The sequence below is a fragment of the Vibrio sp. B1REV9 genome (assembly GCF_905175395.2).
In the GTDB taxonomy this organism is placed as follows: Bacteria; Pseudomonadota; Gammaproteobacteria; order Enterobacterales; family Vibrionaceae; genus Vibrio; species Vibrio alfacsensis.
In genome coordinates, this window is record NZ_HG992745.1 from 1,132,920 (window position 1) to 1,157,599 (window position 24,680).

Sequence of the window (24,680 nt, forward strand, 5' to 3'; positions counted from 1 at the left end):
AGTTATTAATTTTCAAATAAGTAACAACGAACAAAGTGATTGTCTGACAACTGAGTAACAGCAGGCAGTTTCTCTCGGCACTTGTCGGTAGCATGAACGCAGCGTCCGGCAAATGGGCAACCCACAGAGTCAGGTGTCCAGAGAGGGATATCACCTTTGTTGCCTTTCAATTTTTCATGAATGGACTTAGATGGATCTGGCACGGCAGAAACTAGCAGTTGTGTATATGGATGCTGAGGATCGTGGATGATTTCCTCTGTATCACCCCATTCAACCATGTGACCCACGTACATTACGGCTAAGTCTTCTGCGATGTAACGTGCAGTTGCGATGTCATGGGTGATGTAAAGTAGAGACATTTGCTTCTCAAACTTCATTTCTTCCATCAGGTTAAGAACACCTGCACGAATTGATACATCAAGCATGGATGTTGGTTCATCGGCCAGTACTACCTCGGCCCCTACTGCGATATTGCGAGCTAAGTTCACACGTTGACGTTGTCCACCAGAAAGCTGGTGAGGGAATTTTTGCGCCGTCTCTTTTGGTGGGATAAGACCTACTTGTTCTAGAAGATCATACACGCGCTCTTCTAGCTCTTTTTTGTTGCCCGGTGATACTTTTTTATGAATCAACAGTGGGCGAGCAATGTGGTGGAAAATATTGTGCGTTGGGTTAAGTGACCCAAACGGGTCTTGCCATACCATCTGCACGCCTTCACGGTAGGTCATCAGATCGTGTTTCGATGTGATGTCCTGAATATCGCGGCCCTTGTATTCAATGATGCCATCGGTTGGGGCATACATTTTTGCAATCATTTTAGCTGTGGTTGATTTGCCTGAACCTGATTCTCCCACCACTGACAAACCGCGGCTTTTGTACATTTTGAAAGATACATCGTTGATTGCACGCATCTTGGTTTGTTTGATTGAGTTACTGTTCAAAGGGAAGTCTTTAACGACATTCTTACCTTCAATCAGCAGTTCGCCGAGTTGTTTGCTCATAATTCTCTCCAATGTAATTTTGTTCTTAGCGTAAGGTGTTTGTTTTAAACCTTAGCTTGAGCAATAGGTTGGCCGTATAAATGACAGTTCGAGAAACGACCTGCTTCGATTTCGCGCAGTTGTGTCGGAACTCGTGTACAAGCTTCGTGAACGCGGTCACAACGAGCTTGGAAACGACAACCTTGAGGGATCTCTAATAGGTTCAAAGGGTTGCCTGGGATACCTGTCAATTTGGTTTTTGGGCCGGTTAATGGAGGGAAAGAGCTACCCAAACCTTTCGTGTAAGGGTGGTAAGGACTTTCCAAAATTTGCTTAGATGGTGCAACTTCAATTAATTCACCAGAGTACATAATGCCGATGCGATCTGAGAACTCGACCATCAACGACAAGTCATGGGTGATGAATAGAATAGAGAAACCAAACTCTTCTTTTAATGCATAAATTTTTTGCAGAATCTCACGTTGAACCACTACGTCTAGTGCCGTTGTTGGTTCATCCATGATGATCATTTTAGGGTTTAGCGCTAACGCAATTGCGATAACCAAACGTTGACGCATACCACCAGAAAACTGGTGTGGGTAGTCATTTAGACGGCTAGGGTGGATATCAACGATTTCCAGTAATCCCTCAGCTCGAGTTTTCGCTTGTTCACGAGTCATGTTGGTATGGCGCATGATCACGTCGCAGAATTGTTCTTCCATATTGAGAACAGGGTTCAATGCGTTCATGGCACTTTGGAATACCATCGACATCTCACTCCAGCGGAAAGACTGCATGCGTTCATCGCTGTATTGAAGGATATTCTCACCATTGAAGATAACCTCACCACCAGTGATAAACGCTGGCGGCTTATGAAGGCGCATTAGCGAGAATGCAACGGTTGATTTACCACAGCCTGATTCACCGGCTAGGCCGAATACTTCACCTGGCGCAATGTCGAAGCTGACGTTATTACAGGCGCGGACATCGCCCGCATCTGTAATGTAGTCTACGCATAGGTTACGGATAGAAATTAGTGGTGCAGTCATGATTATTTATCTCCGCTCCATAGTGCATTTTGTGGTGCCAATTCTGGCTCACGTTCTTTCTTATCTTGTGCTGCCATTTTCTTCCAGCGTTTCATGCCTTTGTGAGAACGAAGCTGCGGGTTAGCAATTTCATCGACTGCGAAGTTCAGTAGAGCAAGGCCAGTAACCAATAGAGTTAATGCAAAACAAGGTGCTAGCACTTCCCACCATGCGCCGATAAGCATCGCTGATGAAGTCTGTACGTTGTACAGCATGATGCCCCAACTGATGGTGTTTGCATCGCCTAGACCTAGGAATGAAATTACCGCTTCCGTGTTGATTGCTAGCATTACTGAACCGATGAAGCTTGCACCAACGATTGGGATGAGGTTTGGCAAAATCTCAACGAAGATGATGCGAATTGGTGACTCACCCAGTACTTCTGCTGCTTTAACGAACTCTTTTTCTCGTAGTGCCATGGTTTGAGCTCGCACAACACGTGCACCCCAAGCCCAGGAAGTACCGGCGATAATCAAGGCAATGGTGAGCGGCCCTGCCTCCCCGATAAACGCAGCGAGTACGAACAGGAGTGGTAACTGTGGAATAACCAGCATGATGTTCATAGCAGCACTCAGTACATCATCGACACGGCCGCCGAAGTAACCTGCGGAGATACCAATAACGGTTGCTAAGAAACACACGATGATACCCGCACCGAAACCAACACCTAGAGATACTCGAGCGCCGTAAGCAACTTGAGACCAGATGTCACGGCCCATACGAGACGTGCCCAGTACGTGGTCTGCTTTTTTCGACATCAGCAGGGTACGACGGTCGTCTGCTAGGTTTTTCGCAACCCAGCCATCCGGGTTGTTTTGTGCTTGTTTTACAACAAAACCAGGGTATTCATGTGGGTTACCAGTACGCTTGTCTGGTGCGTGTTGAGTAATCAAAGGTGCAGCTACTGCTATAAAGATGAATAGCGAGATAATTGCTAAACCAACACGTGCGAACGCGTTACCTAAAATCAGTTTAAATAGTTCTTTCATGATTATTTGCCTCCCTTACGTAGGCGAGGGTCTAGAATCATGTACAGCATGTCAGCCATTAGGTTGAAGCACAGCATGAACATCGTCATGATGATGAGCTGACCTTGAAGTACTTGGTAGTCACGTGCGTGAATTGCGTTTAGAAGAACCGTACCTAGACCTGGGTAGTTGAAGATCATCTCGATGATTAGCTGACCACCGATTGCCATACCTAGAGACATTGAGAGTGCAGTGACACTTGGTAGTAGTGCGTTACGAGCTGCGTAGTTGAATACCACACGGTTTTCGCTCAGCCCCTTACCTTTTGCCATTGTGATGTAGTCTTCAGCAAGTAGGTTGATCATGTTGTTACGCATGTTTACTAGGAAGCCACCAATCTGAACAATCGTTGCACAGAACAATGGAAGGATTGCGTGATAACCCACGTCTTTTAAGAACTCCCAGTTTGTCCAATCTGGCACTGTACCTGGGGTGTATGCGTAACCCGATGGGAACCACTTTAGGCCGATAGCAAAGATGAACAGTGCTAGCATCGCGATAACCATTTGCGGAATCGCTTGAATGATCAGAGTGCCTGGCGTGACAAATGCGTCGTATCGGCTACCACGTTTCCAAGCCGCGAAGATACCGAGAACAGAAGCAATCGAGAATGAAAGTACAACAGCAGTACCTGCTAGGAACAATGACCAACCAAATGCGCCACCTAGTAAAGAGTTAACTGAAAGCGGGTAGAACTGGATAGAAGTACCTAGCTCCCAGCTTAGAATGTTTTTGATGTACGACAGGTACTGAATGTAAATTGGACCATCTACGAAACCCAGCAGTTCTTTCATTGCTGCGATTCGCTCTGGTGTTACCTGTACTGATGCGTTAGCAAACATCATGGTAACTGGGTCACCAGGCATTGCTCGCGGAATAATAAAGTTTAACGTCGCTGCAACTAAGAGCGCGACAAGATAGAACGACAAACGTCTTAAAAAATAACCCATAACTCACACCTTACTCACCCAGATTTTTTCCCTGTTTCTGGTTTCAGGTCGCTCCTAGCGAAATTTAGAGCGAAAAATCCCCTGACGACGAGCGCCATATGTTGGTTTGGTCACAAGGGGATTTTTATAGGCGGCACACGGGATGTGTGCCGCTAGAAATGAACTTCTACTTATTTAACTGGTTTTAGGTCCAATACGTGAAGTAGACGCTCTGGGATACCAGCCCAAATGTTTGGACGGCCCTTAGGATTTTCTTCGTTCCACCAACCAGTGAAGCGAGTTGTGTTGTATTGGTACATGTAAGCACCAGACAATACAGGGATAGTGACTTGGTCTTGAGCGATGATTTGCTGAATACCGTGAGCGATTTCTAGCTGTTCTTGCTTATCAGCTGTTTTATAGAAGCTGTTTAGAAGACCATCTAGCTTATCGTTCTTGTAGAAGTGCATTGCGAAACGTGGCATACCATCGCCAGACTGTAGTGCTGAGTTGTACGCACTATTCCAGTAAGTGTATGGGTCTGCACCGTGGAAGTAGTTGGTGTATGCTACGTCGTATGTACCTTCAAGCATTGCTTGGTTGTACACAGAGAAATCTGGTGTACGAGCACGAGCTTTGATACCAACTTCGCCCAACTGTTCAACTGCGAGTTGTACTGTGTTGTTGAAGTCTGTCCAACCGTTTGGTGATTGAATTAGAAGCTCGAAAGACTTGCCAGATGGCGTGTCAACGAAGCCATCTTTGTTCACATCTTTAAAGCCTGCTTTTGCTAGAAGCTTCTTAGCACCTTCAGCGTTGTAAGTGTTGTAACCTTTGAACTTGTCATGAGTCTTTTCGTCAGACCAAGCTTCGAATGCATAGCCAAGGCCTGATGCAAAGTCATTCACAGTACCGCCACCGTAGAACGCGATGTCGATAATAGTTTGACGGTCAAGAGCCATAGAGAATGCGCGACGGAAGTCAACGTTAGTTAGCGCTTCGTTCTTCGCTGCATCTGGGTTTTTGAAGTTTACTACGAACGCTTGAGTACCTGCAGGCGGGTACCAGTAGTGATGTTTAGGGCTCGCCGCTGCGTAAGTACGGTCGATGTCTGGAACGAATGAAGAAGTCCAGTCCATTTCGCCGTTAACAACTTTACCCAGGAACTGGTCGTTGTTTGCAATTTGAGGAACGCGTAGACAGTCAACGTCTAGGTTAGCTGCATCCCAGTAGTTCGGGTTTTCACACTGGATGTATAGCTGCGGAGTGAACGTGTCGATTACTGTGAACGGACCAGAACCCACTGGATTTTCGTTAGTGAATGTCGCTGGATCTTTTACTTTGCTCCATACATGCTTAGGTACCACTGGTACTCTAGCAATTTCGTAAGGAACGTTAGAGTTTGCTTCAGTTAGGTTGAACTTAACTTGGTGATCGTTAAGTTTTTCTACGCTGCTAACCCATGAGTTGATACCTGATTGATCGAGCTCTGGCTTCTCTTTAACTAGGTTAAAAGAGTAAACTACGTCATCAACGCTAAACGCTTCGCCATCAGACCATTTTACGCCTTTACGAATATCGAAAATTACGCTTTTTAGGTCATCGGCCATTTTGAAGTTTTCTGCTAGACGAAATACTGGTGTGTTACCATGCATTTCGTTGAAAACAACGAGAGGCTCGTAAATAAAGTCAGTCGTTGTGTGCAGGTTAGTTGCACCCAAGAAAGGGTTAAAGTTACGAACAAAAGTTGTAAACTCTTTAGGGTGGATAGTCAGTTCACTGCGTTCAGCGGCTGTAGCTACTGATGCAAAACCGGTCGTAGCCGTTGCAATAATTGCTGTTGCTAGTGCTGTTTTTTTAATATTGGCAAGCATAGCTGTTCCTTACTATTTGCTTTCATTTCACTAATGGAATAATGGATTAACATTCTCTAAGACCCACCTCTTCATCACTACACTATATCTATTTGCCTGTAGCTTCTAAGAGTGGCCTGTAGGCCTTAGGCACGGTTAAGAAAACACCTTATCAGTAAAATAATCAAATTCGTTTCCCGTCAAAAACGTTAAAAACATAGCAACTTACGTTATAAACGTTATTTTGCGCTTTTTTTGTACGCCTGAGGCTAAGTTTTGAACATTGAACTGCGTCGCAATATGTTTCCATGTGAAAAGTGCGTGTTAGTTGTTACTAACCCTTAAGCGCTTTATTTTTGTCGTCTTCTATTGTTTGTGAGTCATTGACGATCTAGCTCACACGTCAAAAATACGTTAATTATTTAGATGAAATTTAATCTGCCGTTCTGTTGTGATTGAGTTCGCAATCTCTACCAATTGTCAGCCAAACTCTGTTTTGAAACTCAAATATGGCCAAATGTCGCGTAAAAACGGCGGTGAGGATTATGCTTTTTTTAACTAAAAAAGGAAGTGTGTTTCGTTGCGTTGGCTAAAGCGATTGGGGTAAATCTATAGTGAGGAACTCTCTGAGTTGAGAATACTTGTTTCATGTATTAGGAGCTCTTTATATCATGCCTTAAGAACGCTTTAGGTACACAATCTAAGTAATTACCTTGCCAGGTGTGGTTGGTCTATCGTTGATAAGGAGGAGGCTTCGCAGCCAGCAGCCCCAGAAGGAGATTGGTTTGTACCGTTTGCTTGAAACGTACTTATCGTATGTGCTTACTTATTGAGTGCCGCTTTGTTGGTGAAGAAGAGTGATCCCATGCTATATGAGATGATAGATAAAAAAATACCCCACCAGATTGGTGGGGTAGGATGTGTATGTTATGAAAGATTAACTGGTAAGCAATCTTTGTAACTTGTCTCGTTGAGCTTCTATATGAGCACGCTCTGGGCTTTGGTCCTTACAATGCTCAAGAATGAACTCGATAGAGCTTAGTACCGTTCGCCAGCGTGGCGTTTTAGGTAGCGTTTCAATGCGCATATATTTATCGAGCGTACGAGTTTGTAGCGTACTTCGGTCGAGGTAGACACGCCAAAGCCCACTTTGTTCTGCAAAGGCAAATTTGGTTTCTCCGGTTGCGGATTCCCAATAATCAAGGGCGTGCGACATAACATCGACGAGTACTTCACGCATGAGCTCTTGTTTGTCCTTTTTACTGCCCAATGCTTTATCTGCAAGACGAGTAAATTCCCCACCAAGCTCTTTCAATTTTTGAAGTTGGTCCTTGTCGCCATCGAATGCATAGCTCGACAGTACTTCAACGGCAGTTTCCAAATTGTGGATACGCGCTGCATTTGCCCCACCACCGACGTTAAAGATGTACATGACATCTAGGCCTGAGCCCTCAGGAAGTTTAAGAATGTCTGCTTCAATATTTTGGCGAATATCCTCAACGTATATATCCACCTTACCGCAGTAATGTGGTTGCTTGACTGTGAGGTATTTTGGCGCGATTAACTCATCTGCCGAAGATCGTCTAAGCTGCTCCAAAGTCCGTCTAAACAGTTTGCATGCGGCTTCATTGGCAAAACGTACCCGTTGGTCATCACGCAAGCAAATGATGGCTTCAGGAGCCGATTCCAATTGTTCAAGTAACCGTCCTTGTGTTTCTAGCAAGCTGGCTTCAATTTGTGCTCGTTGTCGTAGTTCGGACTCTAGGAGTTTGTTCTCGACATGACGCATTTCAGCTTTACTTGCCGTTAGGTGGGCTTGAATCCGAGCAGCAAGCTCCTGTTTGTTAAATGGCTTTGATAGATAATCATTAGCACCGGCTTCAAATCCACGAACACGGTCTTCAGTTTGATTCAGAGCGGTGAGCATAATGATTGGCAGTTCAGCATGATCGTATGTTTTACGCAATTCACTACAAACTTGATAGCCGCTCATTCCCGGCATCATGATATCGAGTAATAAGAGTTCAGGCTTTTCCTGTTCGATTAACGTTAGTGTATCAGGACCATCGGAAACGGTACGTACTCGGTAGCCTTCTAATCGTAAGAAGCTTTCTAACACGCGTAAGTTAACGGGTTCATCGTCGGCCACATAAAGAAGAGGACCATCAGGATTTTCTGGTAGAGAAAGATCGTTGTTGCTGTCCATGTTTATTTCAGGAATTTGGAAATGTCCGCGAGCAGCAAGGCTTTCAGTGGCTTCAATTTCTGCTTCCGTAGCCAGTGGAAGAGTGAAACTAAATGTCGTCCCGACCATTGGCTGGCTGCTCACATAGAGTGACCCGCCCATTAACTCAATCAATTGACGGCTGATTGATAGCCCCAAACCAGCACCTTGACGGTAACGGCTGGTATCTTGTCCCGCTTGGATAAGCGGTTCAAAAATATGCTCGAGGTGTTCAGCTGGAATACCTTGGCCAGTATCGACCACTTGAACTCGGACTTGCTCATCAATGACATTGGCCGAGATGACGATTTTCCCTTCAGAGGTGTACTTGATCGCATTGCCGATCAAGTTATACAGCACTTGCTCTAAGCGCTGAGGATCGGCTGAAACGGCTTTTAAATCAGCTGGAACTTGATTGATGATTCGGATGGTTTTGTTTCCAAGTAAATGATTTGAAAGCTCAAGCACCAAGCGAGTGGCACTCGCAAGGCTAACCGCCGACTTTTGGATATCCATGCTGCCATAACGCATTTTGTGGTAATCCAATAAATCATCTACTAGGTTGGCCAAGCGCTGACCACTTTTAATGATGATATCCAGTTGGTACTTTTGGCTTGCAGGAATGGCACCATTTGCTCCCGAGACTAGGGTTTCTGCAATTCCTACCATCCCGTGTAGTGGTGTACGTAATTCGTGGGACGTCGTTGCTAGGAACTCATCTTTGAGTTTGTCTGCCAATTGCAACTCTTCGTTTTGCTTTTGGATCAGCTTGATGTTGCTCTCTAGCTCTTCGTTTTGTTGCTTGATGGTTTGGATCTTCTCGCGAATAGAACGTTGCATACGCTCAAAACTAATGGCTAGACGGCCAATTTCATCCTTGCGTTTGGTATTAAATGTGGTTTCGTCTAGATCACCTGCGGAAACCTTTTCTGCAGCCCATGTTAATTTGAGTAGAGGCGAAGTAATGAAGTTAGACAGGTAATGTGAGGCAATGACTACTAGAACAATAGCGATAAGCATTGCAATGACGAATAGCTTTTCCAGCTGATGAACGCGATAAAAAGCTTCTTTTTCTGGTAGTTGAACCACCAATGCCCAAGTTATCCCTCGGGTTTGGATAGGCGCAAATGCGGCGATAAACTCTTCTCCCGCACCATTTTTGTAGGTTCCAACGTTTGTTTGACCAGCAAGGGCTTTATCCACGACTTCCAAGCTGTTTTGAATATCTTGTTGCTTGGTGTTAATGGTACGAGGCTGATGGTTGCTACCTACTAAAAGGGTATTGATGGATGAATCACGGTTGATATCAGCAACGAGCTTGGTGATACCATTATTTGGTAGGCGGAACATGGCATAACTGTGTAGGTAGCCTTGTTGTACAATAGGTGCACCAAGCCACGCGACTTGTTTTCCATTTTCTAAATCAAAGTCAGACACGACGACGGGGGTATAGTCTTCATTGATTTTTCGGCGAGCTCTGACATCTTCAGATAGGCGCTTAAACGTTTTACCCAATGCGGTATCTTTGTATGGGCCGCTTAGTAAGTTAGTGCCATAGTTGTCGTCTTTGTTGATTGAATATGTGACGTTCCCATCAATGTCGACCAATAAAATATCGTTGAAATCTGAGCGCTTGAGTAATTCTAGATAAGCCCAGTGGTAGCGCTTATGGAGCAGACGATAGCGTTCACTGCCAACGTAGTCTGAAGATTCGGGTAAAATCGAGGTTTTGATTTGGTCGCCACTGCCTCTAATGTAGCGCTGTTGAGCGTTGTGTCTTGCGCTTTCGATATCTTGCCCCAAGCGACTAAATGCATTAACAAGGCCGTAGAATCGTCCACCGCTAGCATAAGCTAATTCTGAACGCACAAAGCCCATTACTTCGGTTTCTTGCGCCGCGAAGTAATCGATGATTTGCTGCTGCTTGGTATCACGAACTGAAAGAAGATGCGATGTACTCTGTTCTTCAAGATCTTTAGTGTGAGATTGCAGGAAGAAGATCGCTGTGATCGTCAGGGGCGTAATACTTAGAACCAAAAAGGCGGTCATTAGCGTACTTTGTAGACGCTTAAATTTCTGCTTTTTGTAGAATTTAAACATGAATAAGATTACAACTCATAAAAGGGCAGTGGCCAATAATTGGGGCTTGCCGAGGTTCTCGTTAAAAACGGATAAGGCATTAAACTCAATAGAATTAACAAAATTAACGAGTTTTTTTTCTTTGACAAGAAAGTTAAGTGTAAAGCGTGGTGAAAGGCGCAGTTTTTTGCTGAGTTTGATGTACTTTAGGAAAATTTGCGCAGGATTTCGCCTGCGCAGCAACGGATTACGACTTTTTAGCGTAGTAGATAGAGAACTTGGTAGTCTTATTTAGTGTCTCGCAATTATTGAATGCTTTCTCAATAATTGGCGGGTATTTTAAGAAGTTGTTCGCAACAATGACCATTTCACCATCGCGAGTCATATGGTGAGGTGCTTGACCTAGTAGCGTTTCAGCTGCGTTGTAATTTGTGTCGAGACCACTGTGAAATGGTGGGTTACTGATGATAAAACGATAATCGTTTGAAGCATCTGAATAAATGTCTGACGCAAACACATGCCCCGTTAACCCGTTAGCTTCTAGCGTTGCTTGGCTAGAGGTGATCGCATAAGCGTTGATGTCACACATTTCAATCACGATCTCTGGGTTTGCTTTCGTCATAAATGCGCCGAGTACGCCTGCGCCGCAACCAAAGTCGAGAACTTTGCCAGATAGCTTAGGCAGGGTTTCAAGCAGCAAACGACTACCCAAATCAAATTCACCATGACTGAATACGCCAGGAAGGCTCTTAACCGTCAGCGATTGTTCACCTAACGTTACAACATAAGACTTAAACCAATCCGCTTGATTAAAAGGCTTTGGCTCGTTAAGGCAAGTACCCCAGTAGAATGAACAGCGACGAGCAGAGTCGTATTTGTTTACAGGGCCATATTCTTTGAACATTTTCTCAATGCTCTTCACCCCTGAGCGGTTTTCACCAACGACGACGATTTCGGTGTTAATACCAAGCTTCGCCATCAGCATGGCAAGTAAATATTCTGCTTCTGCTTTTGCTTTTGGCCAGTACAACAACACCATGTCTGCTTGAGTATCAATATCAAACTCTGAACCGAAGTGGCTTCTAATTTTGTCAGAGCTGCGAATTTGACGGAAATAGCTATAGTTAGAAGTGAACACTTCGACAGACTCACAGTGATTGACCAATTCCAGAGGGAATAAGTCTTCAACTTCACCTGCAACTAAAACGTGTTTTCCGTTGAAATACTCGAGTTGGCGCTGAGCTATTTGGCTAGGAGCGATATAAGCAGACATAAATTTGGTTCGTCAGAAAATAAGTTGGGCCAGATTTTCGCACAATCTGGCCCAAGCTTGAAGCAATTAACGTCTACCCAGAACTCAGGCGCTACTGACCGATATTTCTAGGTGTTATCTTGTTTGTTAAGGAAGTCTTTAAACTCTTCTTCGTAGATATTGAACAAGACCATAGTGACGGCAAAGATTAACGGACCATAGATCAATCCAATTAAGCCAAACAGGTGCAAACCTCCTAATAGTGAGAAGAAGATCATTAACGTGTTCATCCCCGCACTGCCTTGCATTAAAAGTGGGCGCAATAAGTTATCAATAGAACCAACAATGATCACGCTCCAAACAGTAAGGAAGATTGCCCAAGTTGTATCGCCAGTCAGGAATAAATAGATGGCTGCTGGGATCCAGATTAATGCCGTACCGACTACTGGTATGAAAGAGGCAAAGCCCATCATCGTTCCCCAGAACAAACCAGGGAATCCAGCTAGCCACATACCAATACCACCAGCAAAACCTTGAGCGATTGCCGTTAAGAATGATCCCATTACAGCAGATTTAGAAACTTGCTCGATTTCTGTCAGAATTTTATCTTCTTGGCTACGCGAAAGCGGCAAAATATGGCGCAGTGCTGAAATGATTTTATCGTGATCGCGAAGTAGGAAGAACAACACGAACAGCATTAGGAAAAAATCCATCAAGAAATTCGTGGCGTCACCTAGGATTTTGGCACTAATGGCCACAAGGTTAGAACCAAAACTTGTGGCGAACTGGCCAACTTTTTCTGCAATAGCCTGAGGTTCAATTTTGTCAAAAGGCAAGTATTCATTTACAAGAGATAAACCTTTGACTACCCATGGGTGTTGGAAGATATCTTGAATTCCGCCATTCGAAACCCATTGATAAGTGTTTTGTGAAAACACTGACCCTTGTTGAACAATTGCAGCAAATACAAATAACAATGGAATCACGATAATAAAAGTGAGCACGATACATGAAAGTAGTGACGCCATGTTTTGGTGGCTCGGCATCTTTTTCTCAAACCATTCATGAATTGGAAACATGAGTAGTGAGATGATGAAAGCCATAACGATTGAATTGATGTACGGTTCAACCAGTAAATAGCAGGCAAAAGCAGCGGCGAGGAGTGCAACGACTAGCACTCGGTGACTCGACGTGATTTTTACATTATTCGGCATAGGATTAATCCAACTTACGGATGATTTGTGTTTACGCCTTATACCACAGCGCAAAATCTTTAGTACTTTGCACCGACAATTCTTTCAAGCTTATGACAGAGCTGAATTAGAACGGCGCCATTGACCTGTTATAATGACCACAATTCAGGCGGTTATCAATCAAGAGATCAAAAAATGGGTTGCTGTGGCAAAGATAAGGCGTGTCAAACTGAGACAAAGACCAAACGCATACCATGGTTTGGAATTGTGCTTGGTGTAATGATCATTCTAGTGATTGCTAACTGGAAATAGGTATCCAAAAAGGACCGAGATGGTCCTTTTTATATAGTAATTTTTGTATTGAATTGAGCGCTATGGCTTTAGCGCCGTTTTGCTAAAAGCACCCAATTCAGTTACCTTATTTCGCTTCAGACGCAATGATAGCGAAACAGCGGTCAGCGGCTTCTAATGTGGCATCAATTTCTTTTGAGCCGTGAGCAAGAGAGGTAAAGCTTGCCTCGAATGCTGATGGTGCAAGGTAGACACCGTGCTCTAGCATTAGGTGGAAGAAACGTTTGAAGCGCTCGACATCACACTTAGTTACGTCTTCATAACAAGTCACGCTTTCTTGTTCAGTAAAGAAGAAGCCGAACATGCCGCCTACTTGGTTTACAACAAGTGGAACGCCGTGTTTGTCTGCAAGTGTTTTGAAACCATTTGCAAGTTGTTTTGTTTTTGCTGCTAGGCGTTTCTCATTGCCTTCTTCTTTTAGCAAATTCAAACATGCAAAGCCTGCTGCCATGGCCACTGGGTTACCAGATAATGTGCCCGCTTGGTACACAGGACCTGTAGGAGCAATGTATTGCATAACTTCTTTGCGACCACCAAAAGCGCCAACTGGCATACCACCACCGATCACTTTACCTAGTGTGGTGAGGTCTGGTTTGATGTTGTAGTGAGCTTGAGCACCGCCAAGTGCTACGCGGAAACCTGTCATTACTTCATCGAAAATCAGAAGCGCGCCTTCTTGGTCACAGATTTCACGTAGACCTTCGTGGAAGCCAGCTACTGGTGGGATACAGTTCATGTTGCCCGCTACTGGTTCAACGATGATACACGCAATTTCGCCTTTATTTGCAGCGAACAATTCACGTACAGATTCAAGATCGTTAAATGTTGCTGTTAGCGTGTGTTTAGCAAAGTCAGCAGGTACGCCTGGAGAGCTTGGTTGGCCAAGAGTTAGCGCGCCAGAACCCGCTTTTACTAATAGGCTGTCTGCATGGCCGTGGTAGCAGCCCTCAAACTTCATGATTTTGTCGCGACCAGTAAAGCCACGAGCAAGACGGATCGCACTCATGGTTGCTTCAGTACCAGAGCTTACCATGCGAAGTTGTTCCATTGATGGTACAAGTTCAGAGACCAATTCAGCCATCGCAATTTCCATTTCAGTTGGCGCACCGAAACTCAGACCGCGTTGAGCTGCCTTGATTACAGCTTCACGGATCACTGCATGGTTGTGGCCAAGAATCATTGGGCCCCAAGAACCTACGTAGTCAATGTACGCTTTACCATCGGCATCAAAAATCAGGGCACCGTCTGCTCGTTCGATAAATAGCGGAGAGCCGCCAACACCGTTGAATGCACGAACTGGTGAATTCACACCGCCAGGAATGGTTTTCTGAGCCTTTTGATATAGCTCTGATGATTTGGTCATGGGATTATCCTCTGTTGATTGCTCGGACCAAGTGGGGCGCATTGTACCTAGCTAATCTCAAGTTAGAAACGTTTTGCGTAATTTATGTGGGTGTAAACAATGTAAACTTACTCTGTTTTAAAGAATCGACGGTGAATACTTGAACGAGTTGGTCAGGTATTGGATAATCGCTCTAATTAGCAAAAATTTGACGTCTTGCTACAGGCTTGACGCATTACACGAGTGAGAGAGGTCTTCGTGAGCGAAGTGAACGTACCATTATCTTTTTCTGATGCTGCTGCATCTCGCGTTAAGACGCTGATCGCAGAAGAAGAAAACCCAGCACTAAAATTGCGCGTATACATTACGGGTGGTGGCTGTAGCGGTTTCCAATACGGCTTTACTTTTGATGAAAATGTGAACGAGGGGGATACAACAATCGAAAACAGTGGCGTAACACTGGTTGTTGACCCTATGAGCCTGCAATACCTTATTGGTGGCGTAGTTGATTACACTGAGGGTTTGGAAGGGGCGCGCTTCTTCGTCAATAACCCGAATGCAACAACCACTTGTGGTTGTGGTGCATCATTTAGCGTGTAATGAATACGACAACAGGCAGCCAATTGGCTGCCTGAGTTTTACGTAGCAGGAAGATTCGTAAACGCACTTTACCGACTGATTTGGTAAAGATTATAAAAGGACTTTGTATGTCAGGATTTTCCTTTGGACGACATATTGTCGGGCGTCCATGGCTTGTTTCTCTTACTCTGATTATTATTCTTGCTGTGTGGCTCGCAATGGGTCAGCTAAATGCGCAAGATGATCCGCCTCCATCTTCGTCAACACCATCCTCCCAATCTGACGAGTCCCCCGTCGCTAAAGTGATGTTTGATACTTTTGTCGCTCAGTCCACCAGTAAAACCATAGAGCTCTATGGTCGTACTGCCCCGAATCGTCAAGCACGTTTAGGAGCGGAAGTGGCAGGGAAAATCGTTCAGTTAAATGTCAAGAAAGGCCAAACAGTAAAGCAAGGGCAAGTTATTGCCAATATTGATGAGCGTGATCTGGATATTCAACTCAAGCGTGCTAAAGCCATGCTGAGCGTAAAAGAAAAAGAGTTCAAAGCTGCACAATCTCTTAAAAATCGAGGCTTACAAGGCGAAGTTGCATTTGCGACAGCTCAAGCGGCATTAGTGGATGCGAGAGCTAACTTGAGTAATGTTGAGACTGCGCTTAAAAATACGAAAGTAAGAGCGCCATTTAACGGCATTCTCGACCACAAGTTTATTGAGGTAGGAGACTTTGTTGGTGTCGGCGATCCTATTGCCACAGTGATTGATTTAGAAAAGTTGATCATTGAGGCCGACGTCAGTGAGCGTCACATTCATTACCTTAAAGAGGGGCAAAAGGCTGATATTCGCACCATTGATAAAGTTCATCATGAGGGGAATATTCGTTACATCGGTCGAGTTTCCTCTTCTTCTACGAATACATTCCCGATTGAAATCGAAATCGATAACAGTCAACACGATATGTCAGCAGGCATCAGTGCCGAAGCTACCCTAGCGCTAAGTGAGGTCTCTGCAATTAAAGTGACTGCAGCAATGTTGGCATTGGATGAGGAGGGAAACCTAGGCATCAAAACCTTGCGTGATCAACGTGTTCACTTTATTCCGATTCAACTCGTCAAAGCAGAAAATGATGGGGTTTGGTTATCAGGGTTGGGCGAACAAGTGGATATTATTGTCTTGGGGCAAGGCTTTGCTCGAGATGGCGATCTTGTCATGGCGACCAAGGTGAGTGACATCACTGACGCTGCCAATCAACAATAAGGAGAGCATATGTTTGCGTTGATTGATGCGGCGTTGTCGCGTGCACGTACCATGCTAACGTTGTTGGTGATGATTTTGATCGCCGGTGTTGTCACTTATATCACGATCCCCAAAGAATCGAGCCCTGATATTACGATCCCTATTATTTACGTGTCGGTTGGGCACCAAGGGATCTCACCAACGGATGCTGAGCGATTACTCGTTAGGCCGATTGAGCAAGAGTTACGCTCAATCGAGGGGGTTAAGGAAATGACGTCAATTGCTTCTGAAGGGCATGCGTCTGTTACCTTAGAGTTCAGTGTTGGCGTGGACTTAGCGGAGGCAATGGCTGATGTGCGAGATGCGGTGGATCTTGCGAAGCCAAAACTACCTGCAGATAGTGATGAGCCAACCGTAAATGAAGTCACTTTTGCCTCGGAAGAACCGGTTCTTACGGTTGTGCTTTACGGTACCGTTCCTGAACGCACGACAGTACAGATCGCGCGAGCATTAAGAGATAAGCTAGAGAGTTTTCGTCAAGTTTTAGAAGTGGATATCGCGGGTGATCGAGAAGACATTGTTGAAATCGTCGTCGATCCTCTGCTGATGGAGAGTTATCGTTTAGATCAGGCAGATATCTATAATTTAATTGCCTTAAATAACCGGGTAGTCGCCGCGGGGTTTGTGGATACCGGTTATGGACGTTTCTCGGTAAAAGTTCCCTCGGTGTTTGATTCATTGAAAGACGTGCTCGAATTGCCGATCAAAGTCAGTGGAAAAGAGGTCATTACGTTTGGTGATGTCGCGACGGTACGCCGTGCATTTCGCGATCCTGAAAGCTTTGCTCGTTTAGACGGTGAGCCTGCGATTGTTTTGGATGTAAAAAAACGGGCGGGAGAAAACATCATTGATACGGTTGATCTTGTTAAGCGAGTCATCGCAGAGGGGAAAAAACGACCGGATTGGCCGAACAACTTGCAAGTTAAATATACTTGGGATCAGTCCGATGATGTGAAACTGATGCTGAGTGATCTGCAAAATAACATCCTTTCGGCCATCATTTTGGTAGTCATTGTCATCATCGCCATATTGGGCGTTCGAACGGCATTATTAGTTGGTATCTCGATTCCGGGCTCATTCTTAACGGGTTTATTTGTTCTTTCCGTGTTTGGACTCACCATTAACATAGTGGTGCTGTTTGCATTGATTATGGCGGTGGGGATGCTGGTGGATGGTGCCATAGTTGTCACTGAGTTTGCTGACCGGCGAATGCAAGAGGGCGTACAAAGAAAACAAGCATACCGAGACGCGGCAAAACGAATGGCTTGGCCGATCACAGCTTCAACCGCGACAACGTTGGCGGCGTTTGCCCCATTGCTATTTTGGCCCGATATTACGGGAGAGTTCATGAAATACTTACCGTTGACGTTGATCGCAACCTTAAGTGCTTCACTGATGATGGCGCTTCTTTTTGTACCGGTCATTGGCGGAATCATTGGCAAACCACAGGTGGTGAGTGCGCAACGCAAACAGCAGATGGTGGATTTACATAATGGTGAATTTCACAAAGCTACAGGAATCACCAAGCTCTATTATTTGACGCTTTCTATCGCTTTAAAGCATCCACTTAAAGTATTACTCAGCGCAATATTACTTGCTTCTGGGGTGGGGTACACCTACAGCAAAGCTGGACTCGGGGTGGAATTTTTCCCTGAAGTTGATCCCGCATTCTTTACCGTAAAAGTGCGTTCTTATGGCGATCTTTCTATTAAAGAAAAAGACACCGTGATGCGTGAAATTGAGCAAGTGATGCTCGGACATGACGAGTTTGAAAGCGTTTATACGCGCACGGGTTCGGAATCAAGCAGTGGTGATGAAATCGGTCAAATTCAGATTACACCTGTTGATTGGCAGTATCGTCGCCAGGTTAAAGTCATTATCGAGGATTTAAAGCAGGTAACCAACCGCTTCTCTGGAGTGGAGTTAGAGTATAAATTTCCAGATGCTGGTCCACCTGTTGAGCACGATCTTGTCATCGAAATGTCGGCGCAAAATGCCAGTATTGGAATGCTGGATGGTGCTGCCAAGTTAGTGCGTTATTGGGCTGATAAAAACCCAGCACTAACCAATTTAAGTGATACAACGAATAAAGAGGGCATTGATTGGCAAATCGATATCCGCCGAGATGATGCCTCTCGTTTTGGTGCTGATGCAACACTGGTCGGTAACACCGTGCAGTTTGTGACAAATGGGCTAAAAATCGGTGATTATTTGCCAGATGATGCTGATGAAGAGGTCGATATATTGGTGCGCTATCCTCAAGACAAGCGCGATATTGGCCGCTTTGATCAGTTACGAGTCAAAACGGCGGCAGGTCTTGTCCCTATCACCAACTTTGCCCAGATTCTGCCGGATCATAAGCAAGACTCAATCCGACGTGTGGATGGGCAACGGGTTATCAATATCAAAGCCGATATGGTAGAGGGTTATAACTTAGCCTTAGAGTTACCTAACATAAGTGCAGAGATTCAAAAACTTGATCTGCCTGCTGGCATTGAGTTTAAGATTCGTGGTCAAAATGAAGAACAGGAAAACTCATCTGCGTTTTTACAAACGGCGTTCTTGATTGCATTAGGGGTCATGGCGCTCATATTGATTACGCAATTTAACAGCTATTACCAAGCCTTTTTGATTCTTAGCGCGGTGCTGTTTTCGACAGTTGGTGTATTTGCTGGCCTACTTATTTTGCAAAAACCTTTTGGTATCATCATGTCGGGGATTGGCGTGATAGCATTGGCTGGTATTGTGGTAAATAACAATATTGTGTTGATTGATACTTATAATCAAATGCGAAGACGTGGTCTAGAGAAGAAAGACGCTATTTTGCGTACTGGGGTTCAACGTTTACGTCCTGTACTACTGACCACTGTAACCACAATTTTGGGATTGTTACCGATGGTGCTAGAAATGAACATCGACTTAATCAATCAAAAAGTTGAGTTTGGTGCACCAAGTACCCAGTGGTGGTCTCAATTAGCGAGTGCTGTTGCTGGTGGATTGGCGTTTGCCACAGTGCTCACGTTGGTATTAACACCTTGTTTACTGATGCTAGGTCGTGAGCACAATATTGATGACCCTGAAATAGAAACAAAAGAGGCAGCTTAGGCTGCCTCTTGGTTTTGTATTGGTGGGACGGTTATTTCATTGCGAGCAACTTGCTGTAACGGTCCAGTTTTGCCATGCTGATTTTAGCGTTTGCCATGAACGTTTGTTTTGCTTTGCCTGTCAGAGATTTTGACTGTGGTAATTTAACCGTTCTGGCATTTTTGTGTACGCCATTGACAAGGAACTCGTAGTGTAAATGCGGTCCTGTTACGCGACCGGTGCCACCTAATGTACCGATAGCTTGGCCTTGCTTTACGCGTTGGCCTGTTTTTACGAGTCGCTTAGTCAAGTGCAAGTACTTGGTAATATAGGTATTGCTATGTTTGATAAAGACATAGTTACCGTTGAACTTGTTGTACGCTGACTTTTGTACAATACCGTCACCAGCAGCCCAGATAGGTGTGCCAACGGGTGCCGCATAATCAGTGCCTCGGTGAGGACGAACTTTCCCTGTCACCGGGTGGAGGCGACGAGGGTTGAAGTTTGATGTCACTCGACGGAAATCCAGTGGTGCACGCAAGAATGCTTTCTTCATAGCGCGTCCATTTTCATCGTAGTATTTTCCGCTTTTCTCATCCAAAATGGCAGTGAACGTATCTCCTTGGTTTTTAAATACGGCTGCAATAATTTTGCCACGACCAATCACTTCACCTTCAACGACTTCTTCTTGGTAAAGCACTCGAAAAGAGTCATTTTTACGAATGTCTAATGCAAAGTCGATGTCCCAACCAAAGATACCTGCCAGTTCCATGATTTGATTTGCGTTTAATCCTGAAGTGATCCCAGCGTTCCAGAAATTGGATTTAATGATCGCTTCCGCATAGTTATATTGGTGATCCACCTCTTTTTTATCCACTTCAGAGACGTATTTATCACCTTGTAACTTAATGCGGAATGTCTCAAAAGCATTCAATTTACGTTTTAGCTGAATAAAGTCGTTGTTCTCATCAAACCCGAACTTCAGTTGGTCTCCTGGGCGTAGACGAGTGAGTTGGTCTTTAATTTCTTTGTCAGAAGTAATCAAGTCATGCAAGAGGCGCGGAGACAAACCGACGCGATTGAATAAGACCGCGGCACTCTCACCATTTTTGATTTTGTAAGTCTCCCAGCGTAGGACAGTTGGAAGACTGGAAGACTCGCTTCTTACCGGGGATTCGATAGAGAGTGGTACAGAGTAATGCTGACCGACTTGAAGGCGGCTTTGCTGCGGGTCGAGGTCTTGCGGATCAGGCAAAAAGAATAGTGCAAAGATGATGAGGGCACTAAAAACGCCGATCAGTACTTTGTGCAAGAGTGGAAGTCTGACAAAAATTGAATGCATGAGGTACTTGATTGCTAAATTAAACATAAAAAATGACAACTACCTAGTCTAACGTGTTTCAAAATGCATCGCTATTCAAGTAAGATGTTCAGCTATTATATTTTTGCCAAATCTGTGGGAGTGAACAAGAATGGCGAGCATTGAAGCTGCATTAGCCGAGATTAAGCGCGGTGTTGAAGAGCTGATTCCAGAAGAAGAGCTGATCGCAAAACTAAAAGAAGGCCGTCCTCTACGTATTAAGTTAGGTGCCGATCCAACAGCACCTGATATCCACCTAGGCCATACGGTTATTTTCAATAAGCTTCGCTTGTTCCAAGAACTAGGTCATGAAGTGACGTTCCTAATCGGTGACTTCACTGCAATGGTAGGTGATCCAACAGGCAAAAACACGACTCGCCCACCGCTAAGCCGTGAAGATGTTCTACGCAACGCAGAAACGTACAAAGAGCAAGTCTTTAAGATTCTTGATCCAGCTAAGACTAAAATTCAGTTCAACTCTGAATGGCTATCTGAGCTTGGTGCAGAGGGTATGATCCGTCTTGCTGCTAACCAAACCGTTGCTCGTATGCTTGAACGTGATGACTTTAAAAAGCGTTACGCAGGTGGTCAACCAATCGCAATTCACGAATTCATGTACCCGCTATTGCAAGGTTGGGATTCTGTCGCGATGGAAACGGACGTAGAGCTTGGTGGTACAGACCAGAAGTTCAACCTCCTAATGGGCCGTGAACTGCAAAAATCTCACGGTCAAAAACCTCAAGTTGTACTAATGATGCCACTTCTAGTTGGTCTAGATGGCGAGAAGAAGATGTCTAAATCTTCAGGCAACTACATCGGTATCAGCGAAGCACCAAGTGAAATGTTTGGTAAGATCATGTCTATTTCAGACGATCTAATGTGGAGCTACTACGAGCTACTGTCATTCCGTCCTCTGGAAGAAATTGCACAGTTCAAAGCCGACGTGGAAGCAGGTAAGAACCCTCGCGATGTTAAAGTGCTGCTAGCAAAAGAAATCATTGCTCGCTTCCATAGTGAAGCAGACGCGGATGCGGCTGAGCAAGAATTCGTGAACCGTTTTGCCAAGAATCAAATTCCTGATGAAATGCCAGAGTTTGATTTCGATGCGGGCACACCAGTAGCAAACCTACTTAAAGAAGCGGGTCTATGTGCTTCTACTTCTGAAGCAATGCGCATGGTTAAGCAAGGCGCAGCGAAGATGGAAGGCGAAAAAGTTGCAGATGCGAAGTTTGCTCCTGAAGCAGGCACTTACGTATTCCAAGTGGGTAAACGTAAATTCGCACGTATTACTATCAAGTAATTAATAATTGTTCCAAATGAAAGCGTCCTATGGGCGCTTTTTTTGTATAAAAATTTGGTTAAAACGTAACGGATTGACTGCAAAAATTGATTAACTTTGCTACTATACGCGCGTTGCCAGATGGGCAACATTATTGGAGATTTACATGAATAATACCGACCATCCTCCCAGTTGTTGGGTGAGTAAGATAAAGGGAGTGAAATAACCCTCTTCGGTATTGGCGATCTCCGTCTTACCCAAGTGGTGAGGCATCTTTTCACATTTTCTTCTCGTTATTTCCTTCTTACATTCTGAATAGACAGTGCTTTTGCATTGATGATTTCATTCGCCTTGAGTTTCTTAATCATTGAAAACTGACGCGGATGATGCGTTGCGTGCGTTGTCGATGGTCGTTACCAATGCCAATCGGGAGATTCGCCATGACGGTAATGAACAACACTTTTATTGAAACAACACCAAACTTTTCAGAAGTCGAAATTGGTGCAGCTCGTAATGCGTTTTTGCAATATGAGCAAGAGCAGCAGTTACATTTACTGACCATCATGCCTATTGATGAGGCGGTCGGTATTTTGAAGCACTGTTCAGTTGGTTATGTAAACAGTCTTATTGCTCAACTTGAGCAAGCAGGATTTGATAAGCGAGCTCGGCACTATGCGCATCAATTAGGTTTGCATATTTCTGAAGTTGATACACCAGACGGTTATCTTTCTACCAGTGTGTTAGGGCATGTTAAGCAGCGTATTGGCTGGATCATCGCACTTGCATTGTTAGGGATCGTTTCAGGCCTTATTATCGCTCAGTATGAAGATACGCTAAGCCAGTTAGTTTTGTTGGCGGTTTACATGCCGGTGATCGCAGCTGCGGGTGGTAATACAGGAACACAAGCGGCAACGTTGGTGATTCGTGCTCTTGCAACGGGAGAGTTAAAGAAACGCCAATGGCTAGAAGTGCTTTGGAAAGAAAGCCGAGTTGCACTTTTCATTGCATTGGCGATCAGCATTGTGATGGTAGGGCGTATTATGCTGTTTAGCGGCAGTCAGTCTACAGGTGGATTTGCACTTGAAGATATTGCCCTTGCCATTGCCGTTGCGCTGTTTATACAAGTGACGATATCCACAACACTTGGTGGTTTATTACCTATTGTGGCAAGAGCTTGTAAACTGGACCCTGCCGTATTAGTGAGTCCAGTATTGGCATCCATTGTGGATATATCTGGGATGTGGATTTACTTTACAGTGGTGAACTACTTCTTAGGTATTGCCTGACTAAAACTCACAATATCTTGATAGAACAGTGTCTCAAAACGTGTGATAGGGGCGATAGCAGGTTTGTTGTCGTCCCTTTTTTCTGGGAAATAGTCCGACACAAACTGAACAAACAGTGTATTTGGCTGCCCATTTTTGTCTAGTCCGTATCCCGCCATATTGTATGTGCCATATAACGATCCACTTTTTGCTATGAGTTGGCCTTTGATTGGGGCTTTACGCATGCTCTGGCGGTACTGAAGTGTGCCTGACTCGCCTGATTTAGGCATGATGGCGATCAGATTCAATTCTTTTTCATGCTGCCAAATGTACCGTAGGATTTGAGCCATAGAAGTAGCAGAAATACGGTTATTTCGTGACAAGCCGGATCCGTCCTCTAAGCGAGCATTTTGAATGTCGACACCTGTATTAGCAAAAATGATCTGTTTAATGGCTTCTGTGCCATTGGTAAAGCTCCCTGGTTGAAGAAAGAACTTAGCACCAAGCGTTTTCGTGAGAGTGTCTGCAATCAAGTTGTCAGATCGTTTTAGCATTTCATCGAGCAGTTGTGGCAGTGGTTTAGACTTGTGCATTGCTAGCAGTTTTCGTTCTTTTCTAGGCGCTTTGCCTATCCGAATATCACCACTAAGATTGATTCCAACTTGTTTTAATAATTTTTCTAGTTTTTGACTGGTATAGCTTTCTGGATCTTGAACTGCAAATTTGAGGGGGAGTGGCTTATCCCCACGGTCAACCAAACAGCCGGTAAGTTCATATTGGTTGTTTGGGTTGGCGATTAGGTCCAAATCACAATGACGGCTTTTTTGAACACTTCTAGAAACGGTTTGCACACGAGTGGTGACATTTATAGGTTGATGCTCAGGAACATAGACACGCGTAGTGCCATTCTTATTGGTATAAATAGAGGCTTGAACGCAATTGTCGTTTAATGCGATGGCAGAGGCTGGTGCACTGTAGCATACGCCTAAAATGTCCCAAGGCCAGCCGACAGCACGGTTGTATCCCGTAAACGCGCTGTTATCGAGCCACAAATCGCCTTTGATATGCTTTAAGCCATTTTTCTTTGCGCGAGTGAGGAGGTTTTTTAAATCTTGTGTTTGTAGGGTTGGATCGCCAGAAAAGGTGATGACAGCATCTGCACTGGAGCTTTCTATGCTGGTTCGAAATACAAATGCGTTGCCAAGCTCAAGTTTTGCAGCCAGTGCCGTGACGATTTTTAACGTGCTTGCTGGTGGGAAGTATTGGGTTGTTGGTTGTATTCCGGTTAGCTCGCTTTGGTCGTTAAGTTTTTCGGCAATAAGGCTAACACGCACCCCCTCAGGCAATACTTCCTGATGAGGGTAAGCGAAAATAGATGCAGAAAAAAGACTAAAAAACAGTACAGCGGACCAACGTAGATGCATAGTAATTTTTGATTGTGTGGATTATGTCATTGAGTATATACCGAAAATTTGCAGAATTCCGGATATAAAAAATGCCCG

16 protein-coding genes are annotated in these 24,680 nt (G+C 44.6%); 5 read left to right on the forward strand and 11 right to left on the reverse strand.

The window, feature by feature from the left end; translation table 11 throughout:
- Nucleotides 1-5: 5 nt before the first annotated feature.
- From KHN78_RS10815 to hemL, 9 genes are all read right to left on the reverse strand, one after another.
- A complete protein-coding gene (locus KHN78_RS10815) occupies nt 6-1,001 on the reverse strand; it encodes an ABC transporter ATP-binding protein (protein ID WP_128810253.1) in 996 nt (331 codons plus the stop codon).
- A 44-nt stretch (nt 1,002-1,045) separates the two neighbouring features.
- The gene (locus KHN78_RS10820; RefSeq protein WP_128810254.1) at nt 1,046-2,029 is read right to left on the reverse strand and encodes an ABC transporter ATP-binding protein; all 984 of its coding nucleotides are present in this window, start codon (nt 2,027-2,029) and stop codon (nt 1,046-1,048) included.
- A 2-nt stretch (nt 2,030-2,031) separates the two neighbouring features.
- Nucleotides 2,032-3,057: an ABC transporter permease gene (locus tag KHN78_RS10825; RefSeq protein ID WP_211916029.1), complete on the reverse strand. Its 1,026-nt coding sequence runs from the start codon at nt 3,055-3,057 to the stop codon at nt 2,032-2,034.
- 2 nt (nt 3,058-3,059) lie between these two features.
- Entirely contained in the window at nt 3,060-4,046 is a 987-nt protein-coding gene (locus KHN78_RS10830) for an ABC transporter permease (protein WP_041058689.1), read from the reverse strand.
- 170 nt (nt 4,047-4,216) lie between these two features.
- Nucleotides 4,217-5,899 (reverse strand): ABC transporter substrate-binding protein, encoded by a 1,683-nt coding sequence (locus tag KHN78_RS10835; RefSeq protein WP_211916030.1) that lies wholly within the window; start codon nt 5,897-5,899, stop codon nt 4,217-4,219.
- A 916-nt stretch (nt 5,900-6,815) separates the two neighbouring features.
- On the reverse strand, nt 6,816-10,202 hold the full coding sequence (locus KHN78_RS10840; protein ID WP_211916031.1) for a response regulator: 3,387 nt from the start codon (nt 10,200-10,202) through the stop codon (nt 6,816-6,818).
- 226 nt (nt 10,203-10,428) lie between these two features.
- Complete coding sequence (gene rsmC, locus KHN78_RS10845; protein ID WP_211916032.1) at nt 10,429-11,454, reverse strand: 16S rRNA (guanine(1207)-N(2))-methyltransferase RsmC; 1,026 nt, start codon at nt 11,452-11,454, stop codon at nt 10,429-10,431.
- A gap of 107 nt (nt 11,455-11,561) precedes the next feature.
- Nucleotides 11,562-12,647, reverse strand: coding sequence for an AI-2E family transporter (locus KHN78_RS10850; RefSeq protein WP_211916033.1), 1,086 nt, complete (start codon nt 12,645-12,647; stop codon nt 11,562-11,564).
- Nucleotides 12,648-13,044: 397 nt separating this feature from the next.
- On the reverse strand, nt 13,045-14,340 hold the full coding sequence (hemL, locus tag KHN78_RS10855) for a glutamate-1-semialdehyde 2,1-aminomutase (protein WP_211916034.1): 1,296 nt from the start codon (nt 14,338-14,340) through the stop codon (nt 13,045-13,047).
- A gap of 237 nt (nt 14,341-14,577) precedes the next feature.
- Here hemL and erpA point away from each other — a divergent pair, with 237 nt between their 5' ends.
- The 3 genes from erpA to KHN78_RS10870 all read left to right on the forward strand — a co-directional run bounded on the left by erpA (nt 14,578) and on the right by KHN78_RS10870 (nt 19,295).
- The gene (erpA, locus tag KHN78_RS10860; protein WP_211916035.1) at nt 14,578-14,919 is read left to right on the forward strand and encodes an iron-sulfur cluster insertion protein ErpA; all 342 of its coding nucleotides are present in this window, start codon (nt 14,578-14,580) and stop codon (nt 14,917-14,919) included.
- 107 nt (nt 14,920-15,026) lie between these two features.
- A complete protein-coding gene (locus tag KHN78_RS10865; protein WP_211916036.1) occupies nt 15,027-16,151 on the forward strand; it encodes an efflux RND transporter periplasmic adaptor subunit in 1,125 nt (374 codons plus the stop codon).
- Between the two features lie 9 nt (nt 16,152-16,160).
- A complete protein-coding gene (locus tag KHN78_RS10870; RefSeq protein WP_211916037.1) occupies nt 16,161-19,295 on the forward strand; it encodes an efflux RND transporter permease subunit in 3,135 nt (1,044 codons plus the stop codon).
- Between the two features lie 31 nt (nt 19,296-19,326).
- Here the strand turns inward: KHN78_RS10870 and KHN78_RS10875 are convergent, their stop codons facing one another.
- Nucleotides 19,327-20,616 carry a peptidoglycan DD-metalloendopeptidase family protein gene (locus KHN78_RS10875; protein WP_211916538.1) on the reverse strand — a complete coding sequence of 430 codons (1,290 nt, stop codon included), beginning with the start codon at nt 20,614-20,616 and terminating at the stop codon, nt 19,327-19,329.
- Nucleotides 20,617-20,746: 130 nt separating this feature from the next.
- On the opposite strand from KHN78_RS10875, the gene tyrS reads away from it, so the two are divergent.
- Nucleotides 20,747-21,934: a tyrosine--tRNA ligase gene (gene tyrS, locus KHN78_RS10880; RefSeq protein WP_128810262.1), complete on the forward strand. Its 1,188-nt coding sequence runs from the start codon at nt 20,747-20,749 to the stop codon at nt 21,932-21,934.
- Nucleotides 21,935-22,353: 419 nt separating this feature from the next.
- Nucleotides 22,354-23,199 carry a magnesium transporter gene (locus KHN78_RS10885; protein WP_211916038.1) on the forward strand — a complete coding sequence of 282 codons (846 nt, stop codon included), beginning with the start codon at nt 22,354-22,356 and terminating at the stop codon, nt 23,197-23,199.
- On the opposite strand, the gene dacB is transcribed toward KHN78_RS10885, so the two are convergent.
- On the reverse strand, nt 23,178-24,602 hold the full coding sequence (dacB, locus tag KHN78_RS10890; RefSeq protein ID WP_211916039.1) for a serine-type D-Ala-D-Ala carboxypeptidase: 1,425 nt from the start codon (nt 24,600-24,602) through the stop codon (nt 23,178-23,180). The two genes, KHN78_RS10885 and dacB, sit on opposite strands and share 22 nt — an antisense overlap.
- Nucleotides 24,603-24,680 lie beyond the last annotated feature (78 nt).

What these genes read in the sequence shown, in the direction of transcription:
- KHN78_RS10815 (WP_128810253.1), bottom strand. Translation starts at nt 1,001, where the DNA reads ATGAGCAAACAACTCGGCGAACTGCTGATTGAAGGTAAGAATGTCGTT.
- KHN78_RS10820 (WP_128810254.1), bottom strand. Translation starts at nt 2,029, where the DNA reads ATGACTGCACCACTAATTTCTATCCGTAACCTATGCGTAGACTACATT.
- KHN78_RS10825 (WP_211916029.1), bottom strand. Translation starts at nt 3,057, where the DNA reads ATGAAAGAACTATTTAAACTGATTTTAGGTAACGCGTTCGCACGTGTT.
- KHN78_RS10830 (WP_041058689.1), bottom strand. Translation starts at nt 4,046, where the DNA reads ATGGGTTATTTTTTAAGACGTTTGTCGTTCTATCTTGTCGCGCTCTTA.
- KHN78_RS10835 (WP_211916030.1), bottom strand. Translation starts at nt 5,899, where the DNA reads ATGCTTGCCAATATTAAAAAAACAGCACTAGCAACAGCAATTATTGCA.
- KHN78_RS10840 (WP_211916031.1), bottom strand. Translation starts at nt 10,202, where the DNA reads ATGTTTAAATTCTACAAAAAGCAGAAATTTAAGCGTCTACAAAGTACG.
- rsmC (WP_211916032.1), bottom strand. Translation starts at nt 11,454, where the DNA reads ATGTCTGCTTATATCGCTCCTAGCCAAATAGCTCAGCGCCAACTCGAG.
- KHN78_RS10850 (WP_211916033.1), bottom strand. Translation starts at nt 12,647, where the DNA reads ATGCCGAATAATGTAAAAATCACGTCGAGTCACCGAGTGCTAGTCGTT.
- hemL (WP_211916034.1), bottom strand. Translation starts at nt 14,340, where the DNA reads ATGACCAAATCATCAGAGCTATATCAAAAGGCTCAGAAAACCATTCCT.
- KHN78_RS10865 (WP_211916036.1), top strand. Translation starts at nt 15,027, where the DNA reads ATGTCAGGATTTTCCTTTGGACGACATATTGTCGGGCGTCCATGGCTT.
- KHN78_RS10870 (WP_211916037.1), top strand. Translation starts at nt 16,161, where the DNA reads ATGTTTGCGTTGATTGATGCGGCGTTGTCGCGTGCACGTACCATGCTA.
- KHN78_RS10875 (WP_211916538.1), bottom strand. Translation starts at nt 20,616, where the DNA reads ATGCATTCAATTTTTGTCAGACTTCCACTCTTGCACAAAGTACTGATC.
- tyrS (WP_128810262.1), top strand. Translation starts at nt 20,747, where the DNA reads ATGGCGAGCATTGAAGCTGCATTAGCCGAGATTAAGCGCGGTGTTGAA.
- KHN78_RS10885 (WP_211916038.1), top strand. Translation starts at nt 22,354, where the DNA reads ATGACGGTAATGAACAACACTTTTATTGAAACAACACCAAACTTTTCA.
- dacB (WP_211916039.1), bottom strand. Translation starts at nt 24,602, where the DNA reads ATGCATCTACGTTGGTCCGCTGTACTGTTTTTTAGTCTTTTTTCTGCA.